Consider the following 14,323-nt stretch of genomic DNA (forward strand, 5'->3'; position numbering starts at 1 on the left):
AAAAAAATCACTTGGAAGGCAATGCCTTCCAAGTGATCCTACGATTTCAATCAGCCTTCAACCGGTTTATCAGCCAGGTCGATTTCACCGCGTTCAACTTTCTTTGCGCGCTTCCAGAAGAGGATGTTTGCAATGACAGCCACAGCAATACCAGCAGGATAAGCAATGCTGGTCGAAAGGCCAAGGCCTTCCTTAGCCATGAGGATGTACGTGCAGGATACAGCGCTCATGAATGTACCTGGAACCAAAGCAATCACATAGTTGCCCTTGTTAGCCAGGAGGTACATGGCACCAGCCCAGAGAACGAAGACAGCCAAGGTTTGGTTCGTCCAGGAGAAGTATCTCCAAAGGATGGTCACGTCAACCTGGGTCAGGATCCCACCGACAGCAATGATAGGAATGGAAAGTTTCAGACGGCTTGCTACCGTGTGCTGGTCAATCTTGAACCAGTCGCAAATGGTGTAGCGGGCAGAACGGAAAGCCGTATCGGCAGAGGATACAGGGCAAGCAATTACACCGATCATGGCAATGATTGTGCCAACCGTACCCATCAGGCCGGAGCAGATATCATAAACAACACCGCCAGCGCCCTTATAGGTAACAAAAGCCTTGGCAAGGCCCTGCGTACCATCATAGAAGGTCGTACCAGCAGCAGCCCAAATCAGGGCAATGATGCCTTCGCAAACCATGGCACCATAGAAAATCTTATGGCATTCACGTTCACTCTTGATGCAGCGAGCCATCAGCGGAGACTGGGTGGAATGGAAGCCAGAGATAGCACCGCAAGCAACGGTGATGAACATGATCGGCCAAATCGGGGTTCCTTTCGGATGCATGTTAGTGAAGCTGATTTCAGGAATGGTATATCCCTTCGCAAAGAGCATGGTCCCAACACCAACAGCCATAAAGATCAAGCAGAAACCAAAGAACGGATAGAGCTTACCGATGACCTTATCAATCGGCAGGAAGGTTGCAATGAAGTAGTAGATCAACAGGACAACCAGCCAGAAGTTGAAGCTCTGGGTCGTGATCTTGGTCAGAAGGCCAGCAGGGCCCGTCGTGAAAGCAACACCGACGAGGATCAGGAGGATAACGGAGAATCCACGCATGATATGTCTCATGGTATCGCCGAGGTACTTCCCTACGATTTCGGAAATGGAGGCACCATCATTTCTTTCAGACAGCAACCCAGAAATAAAGTCGTGGACACCGCCTGCAAAAACCGTACCAAAGGTAATCCAAAGGAACACAGCAGGCCCCCACATAGCACCGGCCAAAGCACCGAAGATCGGGCCCAGTCCAGCGATGTTCAGCAGCTGGATCAAGAAGACACGGCCCGTTCCCATCGGAACATAGTCGACACCATCTTCCAGTCTGTATGCCGGAGTCTTTCTGTCATCGATAGGAGGACGGAAACAACTCTCGACATAGCCGCCGTAAATGAAGTAGCCGAGAATTAAGATTGCAAGACACACAAAAAAGCTAATCATTACATAAACCCCCTTCTGCGAATTTACTTCGCGTTTCTTACCTCTTATTATAGTCCCTTTGTCACACAAATGCTACAATATTTTAAAACTTTCTGAAAAAAACTGTCCTTGAGAATGTACTTAATTAGGAATAGTTTTCTATAAAAAGAAATAAATAAAACCGCGGAAAACAACATTTTCCGCGGTTTTATCTTTTTTCGTCATTATTTAATCAATGTCCACTTGCTGCATACCTTGAGGCCTGATTCTTCCGGGACAAGGCCAGTAAGGGTAACAATGTCGAATAGATTACGGTCCTTGATTACAAACTGAGCTGCTTTGCTCTTTTTGATGACATCTGTAAAGTCAACCGTCAGCGTATTGTCACTGTAAGTGCAGACAATGTCATCCTTGCTGATGGTCTTCATATTGAAGACCGCATTGACAAGACTCATGATGAGGCGCGAGCCAAGAAGCTTTACGACAAGCTCACCAATCTTGTTCTCACTGACCGCAAAATCATGGATGCGGAAGCGCCCATAAGAAGCACTGCTCGTAAGGGCAAACGCTTCAATTCCTGCATCGATGGTGATGGTGCCATATTTTCCATGTTCCACGACAAGTTCCAAGAGTCCATCCTTGGCATAGTGGCAGCCGCCGAACCTAAACTCACTGTCCTTCATGGCTTCGCGGATCCCTTTTTCGAGATCTTCATAAGGAACAACAAGGGTCCCAGACCGCAGTTCATCCCAGGTCTGGGCCTCAATCCAGCGCAGGGCCATTTCCTTATAAGGCTGAAGGGCGAGACGGGCCTGCTCTGCTACATCACTTGCCGCATCCATTGCGGAGGCAAGCTTGCCTTTCGGTCCTTCCTTGCTGGACCGGATATCTTCCACTGCAGCCGTAACCTTATCCGTGGCCGTATCGGCAGCATTCTTGATTTTATCAAAAAGCGGACCTGCTTTTTCCTTCATCATATCCTTTGTTTCATCTCCTAAGGGAAGGTTCCTTGTCGGATCTTCCTTAAATTCCTTAAAACGCGCTATCCCTTCCTTGCGAGCGGCTTCAAAGATTTCCTTGATTCGGTCCATATCCTTGGGCTGGCCCGCCTTCAGCCAGGCATCAGCCGCCTTCCCTACACCATAGGTGATAGCAACAGCCATGGGTACCTGAAGCGGTGGGAATGGAATGAGGGTAAAGAGGGTCTGTCCCACAAAAGAAGCACCCAAAGAGCCAATGAGACCGGCAATGGCACCCGTTTCAAGTTCCACACCATACAGATCGCTTAATCTCGTAATCATATAGACTTCATTGGCCATAAGGGCAAGGGAGCCCAAGAAAGGGGTCATGACAATGACGCTGGCCCTTGCAGCACCCCAGCGGCAGATATATTCTGCTTCCTTTTCATAATCCACGGGCTGCTCGGTTTCAATAAGTTCTCCCTTGACGGCCTCCTTTTCCCTTTCTTCCAAGGGGCGGACATCGGTTTCCACCAGATCTTCCTGATCGACAGGGTCTTGGTGAGCCATCTGGTTCTTATCTTCCATCATTAAAAATCCCTCCTGACTGCTTTGCCAAGGAACTGCAGCTAAAAATGAACTTCCAAAGGCAAAAAATGGTCTTTTTATCATTATACCATATCAGTAAGGAAAAAATGTGACAAATAGGGACCTCTTCAAGACAGGCAGGCAAGCATTCCCACTATCCAGACACGACTGGATCTGCTGCCTATTCTTTTGTCAAGACCAATTTGGCAAAAAATCCATGCAGTCCAAAAAGATGAACACGCTTCCTATCTTTTTATTTTTAACGAACATATTTTTGATTTAGCTATTGAAAAACGAAATTTATCATGATATCATACAAACAAATAAACAGTAGTTCAGTTTTATGATGTATGAACGTGAGGTGGAATCATGATGATGAAACAGATGATTGGATCATTATTCGTGCTTTTGATTTGGTTTTTTTCCCTTTGGAATCCTGCAGATGAACGCCGCTCCGTCTGCCTTTCTTCATAAACAGCAGGTCACCGTCTACACGGGTGACAGCCTTTGGTCCATCGCAAGCCGCCATACAGAAGACGGCGAAGATGTGCGAAACGTCATTGAACGGATCATTGATGCCAACAAGCTGGACCGCAAAGCAGCCCTTCAGCCAGGTCAGAAATTGATCATCCCTGTCCGGGGGGATAAAGACCAGAAACTGGCTTCAAACCAATAAAAAAGGCGGCCAAGAAAGGAGAAGATCCTTTTTTGGCCGCCTTTTTACGTTCTTTCCAGCTAAATGAATTCTGGAACCGCCTCATCCATGATGGGGCCTTCATCTTTCTGCAGCAGACTTTCCTTGATACAAAAAGACAAAGAGACCCCCAGCGATACACATATATAAGAACACGTAACGCCATCCGATGATGACTGGTTTATTCCTGAAGGCTTGGATCGCAGCGCTCTTCCACAGGTTTTTCAAAACATTCCTTGACAAGGTCTGTCGCTAGCATCTTGACGTCATCAAGGGTTGCCACACCATGAGTCAGGTTCTTTTCAAGGAATGGCAAGACGCGCTTAATCTGTTCTTCCGTATCAATGATGGTAATGATTACAGGAAGATTGATAGCCTCCGAAACACTGATGAGAAGCCGCCGTTCCCTTCCGCGGACACGGCTTCCGTAGCCTTGGAGGCCGCGGAACACCGTGCAGCCAGCAAGTTTGAGTTTAGCTGCCTTTTCCATCATGACTTTGTAGAATGGACGATCTCCACAGAAAAAGTCCTCTCCTACAAAAATTGTCAGTTTTTTTAATTCCAGAAATTCAGTTGCCATATTTGTCCCTCCAGCTCCTATGAAATACCCATACAAATAACCCACAACTGCCTTTATTTATCAATTCTATTGTAACAGAATTTGGACGGTCATGCAAAAGAAACGGCAGATAGCGGATCTTTCAGGACAACTTGTTCTTATCGTTTTGTTTCTTTTCTAACGCTTCAAGGGCCTTTTCCCGGCGTCGTTTCCGGAGATAAACAGAGCCTAAGCCGCCTAAGATCCCAATCAGGACAATCCAGCCTGCCGCTTTCATGGGATTGAGATAGGTCACGGAGGCATCAAGATCGGAATCCTCTCCCAAGGGCAGACGCCACATAAGGACCCGGCCATCCTCACTGACGCTCGTTGCATTGGCACTGTCGACGCGGGTCGGCAGCTTCAGGATGAAGCGCAGGTCAAACTGACCCATGATGCTGCGCAGGATCCCCGCCGTACGGGGATCTTTCATCGCCTCACGGGGGCTGAGCTGGACGGTCTTATGAACGCTCACCGTATCAAAAAGAAGCCCTCCATGATAGGTCACAACAGGCGCATGCCGTTCTGCTGGAAGGGCGGGACGCAGGGCCTTATCTTCGGACCCCGATCCAGCAGCCCCGTTATTTTTCACGGCATACTGGGCCGCATGGGACCAAGTTTCAAAGTCATAGGTCCGCAGCAGCTTGGATTCTTTGATGTCCGAAAGCTGGTTGTAATGACGATGGGCGACAAAGCCCTTATATTCACCTTCATCGACTTTTTGGACCGTATAACCATCTTTTTTGAAGTCCTCTTCAAAAGTCTCTGCCGTTGGCTGCAGGATGGGGAGCGTGACAAGCTTGGCCGTAAGGTCCGCCGCTCCTAAGCGGGAAAGTTCTACCGTAATCTCTCCACGGGCGCATCCTGATAGGAGAAGGGACGCGGCAAGCGCCATAAGGATAAGGAACCGTTTCATCACAGGGCCCTCCCGGCAAACTTGTTTTTCGATAGGATGGCCACGGTCTCATCGCGCAGGACATTCTTGCGCACCTTGCCTAACGCTGTTTTGGGAAGGGATTCGACAAGAAAATACTCCCGCGGCACCTTATAAGGGGCAATGCGACCAATCAGATACTGGCGCAGGGCCTTCTTATCGATGGTCTCCCCTTCCCGAGGAACCACATAAAGACAGATGGCCTGGCCCCGCAGGGCATCAGGAATACCAATGACGGAACACTCCGCCACGCCAGGATAGGCACTTACAACTTCTTCAATTTCCCGCGGGTACACATTTTCACCGCTTGAAATGATCATGTCCTTGACGCGATCGACAAGGAAAATAAATCCATCTTCATCCATGTACCCTACGTCACCGGTATGAAGCCAGCCATCTTTTTCAATGGCCTTAGCCGTCGCATCCGGTAGGTTGAGATAGCCAAGCATGACATTGGGGCCCTTGACAAGAAGTTCTCCCCGTTCGAAATGAGGGACTTCCTCCCCATGGGCATTGATGATCTTTGCCTTGACGTGGGCAATGGTCGGACCAATGGAACCGACCTTTACCTTATGGGGCAGGTTGACGGAGACAACAGGCGAGGCTTCAGAAAGGCCATATCCCTCGAGGACAGGACGGCCGAACTTAAGGGCAAAACCGCGGGCAAGGTCGAGGCCCAGAGGCGCCCCGCCGCTGATGAAATAACGGACAGAATCGACAGAATCAAGATCGCGGCTCTCATGAAGGAGACGATATACGGCTGGCACGCCGGTAAACATCGTTACACCGTACTGCTTTACAAGCCGCATGGCGGCCTTGAACTGATAGACCGCCTGGATAACGATCCGTCCGCCGCAGAGCAGGGGACCGGCCACGCACACGGTCCAGGCAAAACAGTGATACATGGGAAGGACGCACAAGGCCGTATCTTCTGCCGTCAATGGAATCGATTCCATAAAATCACGGGCATTGGCGTAAAGGTTCCCGTGACTGAGCATGGCCCCTTTGGGTTTGCCCGTTGTTCCCGATGTGTAGATGATGGTCGATGGATCGGTTTCCGTAAGGGACACGGGCACAAATTCCTGCTCTGGCGCATGATGGAGCTCATCAAAGGTAATCTGCATCAGAGACGGAGCAGAAAGCTCCTGCAGCGGTTCTGCAAGAGGCAGCACCTCCTTTACGACAAGAAGCTTCATCGCTGTATCCTTGACGATATAGGCAATCTCCCGCGGCACGAGCTGAAAATTGATGGGAACAATGACGCCGCCAGCCTTGATGACAGCAAAATAGGTGACAATGAATTCCAAACAGTTCTTGCTGACAAGACCGACACGGTCTCCCTTTTTTACACCTAGGGCTTCGAAATAAGCGGCCCAGCGCTCCACCAGATCCTGAAACTCACCATAGGTAACGCTGCGGTCCTGGTCGATGATGGCTTCCCGCTCCTTAGGATGATGGGCAAAAATATCGTGGAACAACATGGTTCTCCCTCCTTATAGCATAAAGGCAGGCCCCTATCTCCACGCCTTGCGGAAACAGGATGGAATGCTCCCCTCCCTTGCCTAAACACCTAAAAATGAATACAATGATAACGAATGGATTTTAAAAACATTGCAGAAAGAAGTGAATTGTTATGACAGAATTTCGGATTGGTTCCGCTGCTGAAGCAACGGTCATGGTCATGCACACAAACACAGCAAAAGCCATGAAGAGCGGCAGTCTCGATGTCTTTGCTACACCGGCCCTGGTTGCCCTCATGGAACAGGCTGCCTGCAACTTGGTAGAACCCCTCCTCGATGAGGATACGACAAGTGTCGGCATCAGCCTCAACATCTCCCATGACGCGGCAACCGCTGTTGGCCGCCAGGTAACCGCTAAAGCTGTTCTCGTCGGTATTGACGGGCGCAAGCTTTCCTTTAAGCTCACGGCTTCCGATGAACACGGAATCATTGGGCAAGGATCCCATGAACGTTTCCTGGTCAAAAAGGAAAAATTCATGAATAAGCTCAAAACAAGATACGACCGCTGATCAAAGGTTCCGCGTCAAGGTCTCCATAACCATAAGATTGCTGAGGACCCCGACCCCACCAGGAACGGGCGTATAGGCAGCAGCCTTCTTGAGCTTTGCCCCTTCAGAAATATCGCCCACCATTTTCCCATCAAGGGAAGAAAGCCCAATATCGACAAGGACGCAGTTTTCGCGAACCATATCTTCAGTGATGAAGTTTGGCTTGCCGACAGCACTCAAAATCACATCTGCCTGACTGAGAATGTTAGGCAGATTTTTTGTTTTGGAACGGCATACAGTGACTGTCGCATGGCGATCGACGAGCATGAGCGTGAGCGGACGGCCGACCACATCACCGTACCCCACCATGACGACCCGTTTGCCTACAAGGGGAATATGATAATAGTCAAGCAGGGCAATACAAGCCCGCGGCGTGCAGGGACCCCAAGGACTGATGCCCAGATAGAATTCCCCACTGTTCAAGGGATGGAGGCAGTCCATGTCCTTTTTGGGATCAAGGCAGCTCATGAGCGTCATCTGCTTGATTTGGGGCGGTACCGGCATAAGGGGCAGGATCCCCGTCACAGCCGGGTCATCGCTGAGAGCACGAAGGGAGGCCTCAGCCTCCTGTTGAGTCACGCTCTCGGGCAATTCCACATCCCGCGTCCTGACGCCCAGGCTTTCGGCGCATTTCAAAAGACTCCGCTTATAGACATGGGCTGGTGCATTGTTTCCTATGATAAAAGTGGCCAAGGTCGCTTCGCATTCGGAAAATTGGGAGACCAATTTCTCGCGAATTGCGTCAGCCACGGGCTTACCTTCAAGGACAAGCTGTCGTTTCACGTTGATTCATCCTTTCTTCAGGAACAAGGAGAGAAGACCTCTCCCTATAAAAAAGACTGCAACAGTTTCCTCCAAGAAGACTGCTGCAGTCTGATAAGAATCCACTTAATTTTATTCTACTACAAGGAGCACCACTGTGACAACGCTTTACCGGAACCAAACCGTTACAGCATCCCCTTCATTGAGGGTCGTCCCTGGCGGCGGGGATTGCTTGAAGCTGATTCCGCTGCCAATGGGCAGGAGCTGAAGCCCGCCCTTTTGAAGGATCTCCATCGTCTCCCGCAGGGACCAGCCGGCGAGGTTGGGCAGGCGAACTGTCTTTTCCCCACTGGGAGCAAGACTAGGCAGGGTTCCTTCCTTTCCTCCATCCTTTTCCGCAAGGGAATCCATGGTCTTAAGATCAGCCTTATTGCTCGGCTGGACGCCTTGAGCCACAAGGATCTGCTGCAGCGTGTCGCGGAAAATCGGCGCTGAGACCTGTGCCCCATAATAGGCACCCTTTGGAGAGTCAATCATGATGATCATGGCATAGCGAGGATTATCACTAGGCACAAAGCCTACAAAAGAAGCAATATAGACACCGGGGATATACCCGCCTTTAGGAGAAAGCTTTTCTGCGGTTCCCGTCTTGCCTGCAATCTTGTAGCCTTTGATCTGGGCCGATTTGCCGCCCCCTTCAGAAACAACCTTCTCCATCATGGCCCGCATCTGGGAAGCAACTTCCGGCGTAATGACCTGCCGGTCTACTTGGGTCTTATTTTCCTTGATGACCTTACCATCAGGTCCGGTCACTTTCTTTACGACATAAGGGCGGACGAGGTTCCCCCCGTTTGCAATGGCGCAGATGGCCCGCAGCATCTGAAGCGGTGTGACGGCAATCCCCTGACCGATTCCCATGGTGGCAACGTCAGAGGGGACCATGTCCTTCGGATTATAAAGGATTCCCACTTCTTCGCCCGGTACATCCGTTCCCGTAGCCTCGCCAAAGCCAAAGCGCTTGGCATACTCGGTTTCCTTTTCTCCGCCGAGCTTGAGTCCTAGAGAAGCCATGCCCGTATTGACGGAGAACTTGATGATATCCTCGAACTTGATATTGCCCAATCCACGGCCGTCCCAGTTACGGATGCGCCGGCCGCCAACGTCGATGGATCCTTCATCATGGAAGGGTGTATCCGGCGTAATGATCTTTTCCATAAGACCGGCCGAACCCATAATGGGTTTAAAGACAGATCCAGGCTCATAAATGATTCCTACACCGCGGTTCATATAGGCCTCGCTGGAGGCGTCGGCAAAGTGATTGGGATCAAAGGTCGGCCGGCTTGCCATCCCCAGGATTTCTCCCGTATTGGGATCCATAAGGATTGCCGCGGCGCTTGCCGCCTTTGTCTTTTTGATGGCGTCGTCAAGTCCGCGCTCCAAGATGAACTGCATGCGCGCATCAATGGTCAGCTGTACAGTATTCTTCCGCTGGATCTGGACCTCATTCAAACCGGAGGGTCCAATGAGGTTGCCCTTGGCATCCGTGTAATTGGTCTGCTTTTCCTTGACGCCGCGCAGGTAAGTATCCATGGAAGCTTCCACGCCCTCAAGTCCTTTATCATCGATTCCAACAAATCCAATGACTTGCGCTGCAAGGTTATCTTTGGGATAATACCGTTTACTTTCCTCAATAAAATGGAATCCAGGGATCTTTTCTTCGTCCAACACCTCAGAGACTTCCTTAGCAACATGGGGATCCAAGGTCCGTTTCACCCAAAAGAACATATGCTGCTTATCGGTAAAAAGCTCCATGAGCTTTGAAGCAGGCATCTGCAGGATAGGGGAAAGGCGGTTGGCAGCGACTTGACGCACATCGCGAACCGGCATCTGGCCCTTTGGCCAACGGTCAGGATCATCAACCAGTTCCTGAGGATTGACGGCAAGTGACCGGGAAACAACACTTACGGCCAGTTCTTCCCCATTACGGTCTACAATGCTCCCACGGGGGACAATTTCAAGGTTTTCCCCACTGATTTGATTCAAGGCCCAGTGGGCAAGAAAATCCTTTTGGACGAACTGCAGGTTCACAAGCTGCAGGATAATGGCACCGACAAATAAGACCATAGCAAGGCACAAGACGCGGCTGCGCCGCTGGCCGCGCTTCAAAGCACCGCGATCCCTTTCCAAGGTTAGGATCCGGCGACTGTGTTCATGCGCGGCAGACGCTGAAAAAGCGTGGTCATTATCCAGGGACTGCCGGTTCCTTCGTCCCGATGGACGGTTCCACTGAGGAAAGGAAGGACCCTCAGTCGCCTTTTTTTGTTTCTTTCTGCGGAAAAAATTGAAAAATGAAAGCTTCATTTTTTCCACCTGTCTTTCTGATAGCGCGGCGTTCCCACAAAGGGAGGCCGCTGTGAATGGCGGAGGGGCAGGGTCGGCGGGGCTTCCTTTTCTTCCCGACGCACTTCGTCATGATAGACAGAGAAAACAAGCCCCATAGCAAGGAGTGTCGTGACAAGACTCGTTCCCCCATAACTAATAAAAGATAGCGGCACCCCAATGACGGGCAGGATTCCGCAGACCATAGCCATATTGGCAAAGGCCTGTCCAACGATAAGGAAATTGGCGCCCATGACAAGGAGAAACCCTTGATGGTCGCGCGTCCGGCGTGCGACCGTATAGATTACATATCCAAGCATGAGAAAAAGGACAATGAGGACGAACGCGCCCAAAAAACCGTGTTCCTGACAGAATACGGAAAAAGCAAAGTCCGTGTGGGCTTCAGGAAGATAAAAATATTTTCCCAGCCCCTGGCCAGGCCCAAGACCGCCAAATCCACCACTGCCAATGGCCACCTTGGACTGGACCATTTGGTAGCCGAGACCTTGGGGATCTCGGAAGGGGTCAAGCCATACATAAATGCGATTCAGCCGGTAGGGAGCAATGACAACACCGACTACGGCCCCCACCGCACCGATAAGGATTGTCCCGATGACCATGAGGGTCGGCAGTCCGGCAAGAATATAGAGAAAAAAGGCAATGGCAATCAAAATAGCACTGGTTCCCATATCAGGCTGCTTGAAAACAAGGAGGCCGATGATCACCACAGCAAAGGAAAAATGATTCACAAGAGAGGGTTTCTTCCCCTGTTCCATGACCTTCCCGAGGTAAGCGGCACCTAAAAGGATGATGGCAAGCTTTGCCAATTCCGAAGGCTGGAAACTGACAGGGCCAAGGGACAGCCAGCGTTGGGCGCCTTTAGCCGTATGACCGGCCAGATCGACGGCAACGAGCAAAACGATATTGATAAAAGCAATCGCCATTTCCGCCCTCCGTCCCAGGAGTTGATGATAGTCCATTTTCCAGCCCAACCATCCCATTAAAATCAGGCCGATGACTCCAAAAAGAAGATATCTTGCGATATAGCCGCTGAAATACCCTTTTCCATAGCCCATCATAGCAAAACTGGCACTATAGACATTGAGGGCGCCGGCAATCATCAGAGCCATGACGAGGATCACCATCGCGATTTTAGGATTTTTGAAGATGCATTTCTCCTTCATCATCCGATTCCTTTCCCACTAAAAAACAACTTCGCAGAAATTGATATTCTTTCCCAAGGCACTGAAGCGCTGTTCGTACTCTGTCTGTGCTTCGTTGAGGATCTCCGTGTGGTGGAGGTCCCTGCTTACGGTGAGAAGGGGAAGGCCAAATTCCTTGAATTCTTCCAAGGAAAACTCAAAAAGCGCATCGTTATCGGTCTTGAACCGCAGATGCCCCGCGGGTTTTAGGATTGTCTTATAAAGAGCAAGGAAACTGCGGTAAGTAAGGCGTCGTTTTGCATGACGAGCCTTGGGCCAGGGATCGCTGAAGTTGAGGTAGAGCCCTTCCACTTCCCCTTTTTCGAACCAGTCAAGCAGATGGGCCGCATCAGCCCGCAGAATACGGGCATTATCAATTTCCTGATCCCGCAGTTTTTTCACAGCATAGTAACAGACATCCCGCTGGGTTTCAATGCCAAGGTAGGCATTTTCGGGATGAAGCTGGGCCATTTGGCTGATAAACTGCCCCTTGCCACAGCCAATTTCAAGGTAAAGGGGTTTATCGCCCAGAAGGGCGCGCCATTTTCCCTTGTATGCCTCGAGACCGTCCTCGAGCAGTTCTTTTCCTTTATAGTCTTCCAAGGCCTGGGATATCCAGGGCTTTTTTCGTAAACGCATGGGTCTGGGCTCCTCCTTAGGGTGATCTGCTCCTGGCTTTTTGTAGCCTTTTACGAGGCATTCACAAAAAGCACGAAAAGATGCGTTTTGTCGATGGCAAAGCGCACCTTTCCCGGGACAGATGCGTCCCTATAATGTCCTTGATTTATTTTTTGGGACCTAGGTCGTATTTTTTCAAGTAGCGGTAAAGTGTCACGCGGCTGACTCCGAGCATAATGGCCAGTTTGCTGATGTTGCCACCGGCCTGTTTCCAGCTTGCAACAAAGGCATCCTTATCATGCTTCCAGGATTTTTCAATGCGGTGTTCCCCAGGCAGCTTGATATGGCTGGCGTCGATGACACTGCCTGCCGTATGGAAGAAGGCCTGTTCAATGACTCCCTGGAGCTGCTTGATATTGCCGGGCCAGTGGCAGCTGTTGAGGAGTTCCATGGCCTCGTGGGAAAGCGTCTTTGTCGGCATGCTGTGACGGGCCGCCATTTCCGTAAGGATATGGTTGGCAATGACTTCCACATCTTCCACCCGCTCCCGCAGGGGCGGTACCCGGACGACGGTGCCAATGACCAGTTCATAGAGGCTCTTGGAAAAGAGGCCTTTATCGGTCAGACGTTTCAAGTTGGAGTCACAGGCCGCAATGATGCGGACATTGAATTTCCGGCGAACGCCTGTCTCCTTGTTGAGAACACCGTTTTTCAAAGCATCAGCCAAGACATCGCCCAGCTTCGTCGGGAATTTTTCCACTTCATCAAGGAAAAGCGTTCCCCCATTGGCCAGTTCCAAACTGCCGGCTGCCAGATGGCCCGTACCATCGGTCTTGCCAAAAAATTCTTCTTCCAGTTCCTCTTCCGGTCCTTCGTGACCGCGCACCGTAATGAGCGGAGCCGCAGCCCGTGGACTTGCCTGATGGATACCGTGGGCAAGACGCTGCTTGCCCGTACCCGGTTCGCCTTGGAGCAGGATGTTATTATCCCCGCGGGCGACGCGGGCGGCCTTATGCTGCAGGGCCTGGAACTCGCTGGAATTACCGACCATACTGTAAAGGCTGTAGCGGGAACTGTATCCCGTGGCGTGGGCAATGGTGGTCTTCAAATCCTCGATGGACATGGTGATGACGACGACACTGTCGACACGGCCGCTGTTATAGACGGGCAGGACGCTCGTCACATCTTCATAGGTACGGTCCTGGGTAATCCACGTGATTTCCTTACGGATCGTCTTCTTGCCATCAAACCCTTTTTGTACAGGAATATGTTCATAGTTCAGGAAGACATCTTCCATACGGGCCCCCTCATCCATGCGCAGACGGGCCCGGTCATTGGCGTAGCGCAGGGAGCCATCCCGGTTGACCCAGAAAATAGCTGCAGGGATGTCTTCGGAGATGATGTTGCAGACCTTCCAGTATTCAATCATCTTGAGGTAATTTTCGACGGAATACTTCATGGTCATGAGCAAGCTGAGCAGGATGTCATAAGGCAGGTCATTCTGGTCCAGGCTGAACATGGACAAAAAGTATCGATTCTGTCCATCCACACTGATGGGGGCGGAGCAGGCATCACCGGAATGGCATTCGCGGACCCACATTTCCGGTCCGAACATCAGGAAGGGAACATTGTGGCTGCGGGCCACAGAAAGGCTCGACGTACCACAGTCCTCTTCGAGCACACGCATGCCCTGAATATCATCAATGCTCCGCTGGAAGAACGGCAGGGCATAGTTTTTGAGGACATACCCCTTTTCATCAACGATGATCATGGACAGGTTATGGGAGTTAAAATACTGCTTATTCTGTTCAAAAAGTCCATCCACATAAGTCAGGACATCTTTATGCAGCTCCAACTGCCGGGCCAATTCATTGGCCGAAAGGCGCACCCCATTAGCCGGCATGGTCTCATGGTTCTGTTTACGGGCATCGCAGCGACGCCACGACTCAGCGACCCACGGATGGACATTGGGATCGATGATGCCCTCTTCAATGAACTTATTATAATAACTCGTCAATTTTTCCTTATTGCGTCGTTCCCTAATCATGAACT

Annotated in this window: 12 protein-coding genes; 2 read left to right on the top strand and 10 right to left on the bottom strand. The window is 50.7% G+C overall.

From position 1 onward, the window contains the following. Positions 1 to 50: 50 nt before the first annotated feature. On the bottom strand, positions 51 to 1,490 hold the full coding sequence (locus HMPREF1246_RS03610) for a carbon starvation protein A (protein WP_009015060.1): 1,440 nt from the start codon (positions 1,488 to 1,490) through the stop codon (positions 51 to 53). Positions 1,491 to 1,693: 203 nt separating this feature from the next. Next, entirely contained in the window at positions 1,694 to 3,019 is a 1,326-nt protein-coding gene (locus HMPREF1246_RS03615) for a hypothetical protein (protein ID WP_016459833.1), read from the bottom strand. Positions 3,020 to 3,458: 439 nt separating this feature from the next. On the opposite strand from HMPREF1246_RS03615, the gene HMPREF1246_RS03620 reads away from it, so the two are divergent. Continuing rightward, positions 3,459 to 3,692 (top strand): LysM peptidoglycan-binding domain-containing protein, encoded by a 234-nt coding sequence (locus tag HMPREF1246_RS03620; protein WP_021736726.1) that lies wholly within the window; start codon positions 3,459 to 3,461, stop codon positions 3,690 to 3,692. A 199-nt stretch (positions 3,693 to 3,891) separates the two neighbouring features. Here the strand turns inward: HMPREF1246_RS03620 and HMPREF1246_RS03625 are convergent, their stop codons facing one another. The 3 genes from HMPREF1246_RS03625 to HMPREF1246_RS03635 all read right to left on the bottom strand — a co-directional run bounded on the left by HMPREF1246_RS03625 (position 3,892) and on the right by HMPREF1246_RS03635 (position 6,723). Further along, positions 3,892 to 4,290, bottom strand: a complete 399-nt coding sequence (locus HMPREF1246_RS03625) for a DUF190 domain-containing protein (RefSeq protein ID WP_021736736.1) — start codon at positions 4,288 to 4,290, stop codon at positions 3,892 to 3,894. 121 nt (positions 4,291 to 4,411) lie between these two features. Further along, entirely contained in the window at positions 4,412 to 5,224 is an 813-nt protein-coding gene (locus tag HMPREF1246_RS03630) for a hypothetical protein (RefSeq protein WP_021736721.1), read from the bottom strand. Next, positions 5,224 to 6,723 (bottom strand): class I adenylate-forming enzyme family protein, encoded by a 1,500-nt coding sequence (locus HMPREF1246_RS03635; protein WP_021736739.1) that lies wholly within the window; start codon positions 6,721 to 6,723, stop codon positions 5,224 to 5,226. The genes HMPREF1246_RS03630 and HMPREF1246_RS03635 overlap by 1 nt, the downstream gene beginning before the upstream one ends. 152 nt (positions 6,724 to 6,875) lie before the next feature. Here HMPREF1246_RS03635 and HMPREF1246_RS03640 point away from each other — a divergent pair, with 152 nt between their 5' ends. Further along, positions 6,876 to 7,271: a thioesterase family protein gene (locus HMPREF1246_RS03640; protein WP_009015066.1), complete on the top strand. Its 396-nt coding sequence runs from the start codon at positions 6,876 to 6,878 to the stop codon at positions 7,269 to 7,271. Here HMPREF1246_RS03640 and HMPREF1246_RS03645 read toward each other — a convergent pair whose 3' ends face one another. From HMPREF1246_RS03645 to HMPREF1246_RS03665, 5 genes are all read right to left on the bottom strand, one after another. Then, a complete protein-coding gene (locus HMPREF1246_RS03645; RefSeq protein WP_009015067.1) occupies positions 7,272 to 8,093 on the bottom strand; it encodes a bifunctional 5,10-methylenetetrahydrofolate dehydrogenase/5,10-methenyltetrahydrofolate cyclohydrolase in 822 nt (273 codons plus the stop codon). Between the two features lie 147 nt (positions 8,094 to 8,240). Further along, positions 8,241 to 10,433, bottom strand: coding sequence for a penicillin-binding protein (locus HMPREF1246_RS03650; protein WP_022227209.1), 2,193 nt, complete (start codon positions 10,431 to 10,433; stop codon positions 8,241 to 8,243). Then, on the bottom strand, positions 10,430 to 11,638 hold the full coding sequence (locus tag HMPREF1246_RS03655; protein ID WP_021736723.1) for an FtsW/RodA/SpoVE family cell cycle protein: 1,209 nt from the start codon (positions 11,636 to 11,638) through the stop codon (positions 10,430 to 10,432). The genes HMPREF1246_RS03650 and HMPREF1246_RS03655 overlap by 4 nt, the downstream gene beginning before the upstream one ends. Positions 11,639 to 11,653: 15 nt before the next feature. Further along, positions 11,654 to 12,292, bottom strand: coding sequence for a tRNA (guanosine(46)-N7)-methyltransferase TrmB (gene trmB, locus HMPREF1246_RS03660; protein ID WP_009015070.1), 639 nt, complete (start codon positions 12,290 to 12,292; stop codon positions 11,654 to 11,656). A 145-nt stretch (positions 12,293 to 12,437) separates the two neighbouring features. Further along, complete coding sequence (locus HMPREF1246_RS03665) at positions 12,438 to 14,318, bottom strand: sigma-54-dependent Fis family transcriptional regulator (protein WP_009015071.1); 1,881 nt, start codon at positions 14,316 to 14,318, stop codon at positions 12,438 to 12,440. Positions 14,319 to 14,323 lie beyond the last annotated feature (5 nt).

It is taken from the genome of Acidaminococcus sp. BV3L6 (assembly GCF_000468835.1).
Taxonomy (GTDB): domain Bacteria; phylum Bacillota; class Negativicutes; order Acidaminococcales; family Acidaminococcaceae; genus Acidaminococcus; species Acidaminococcus intestini.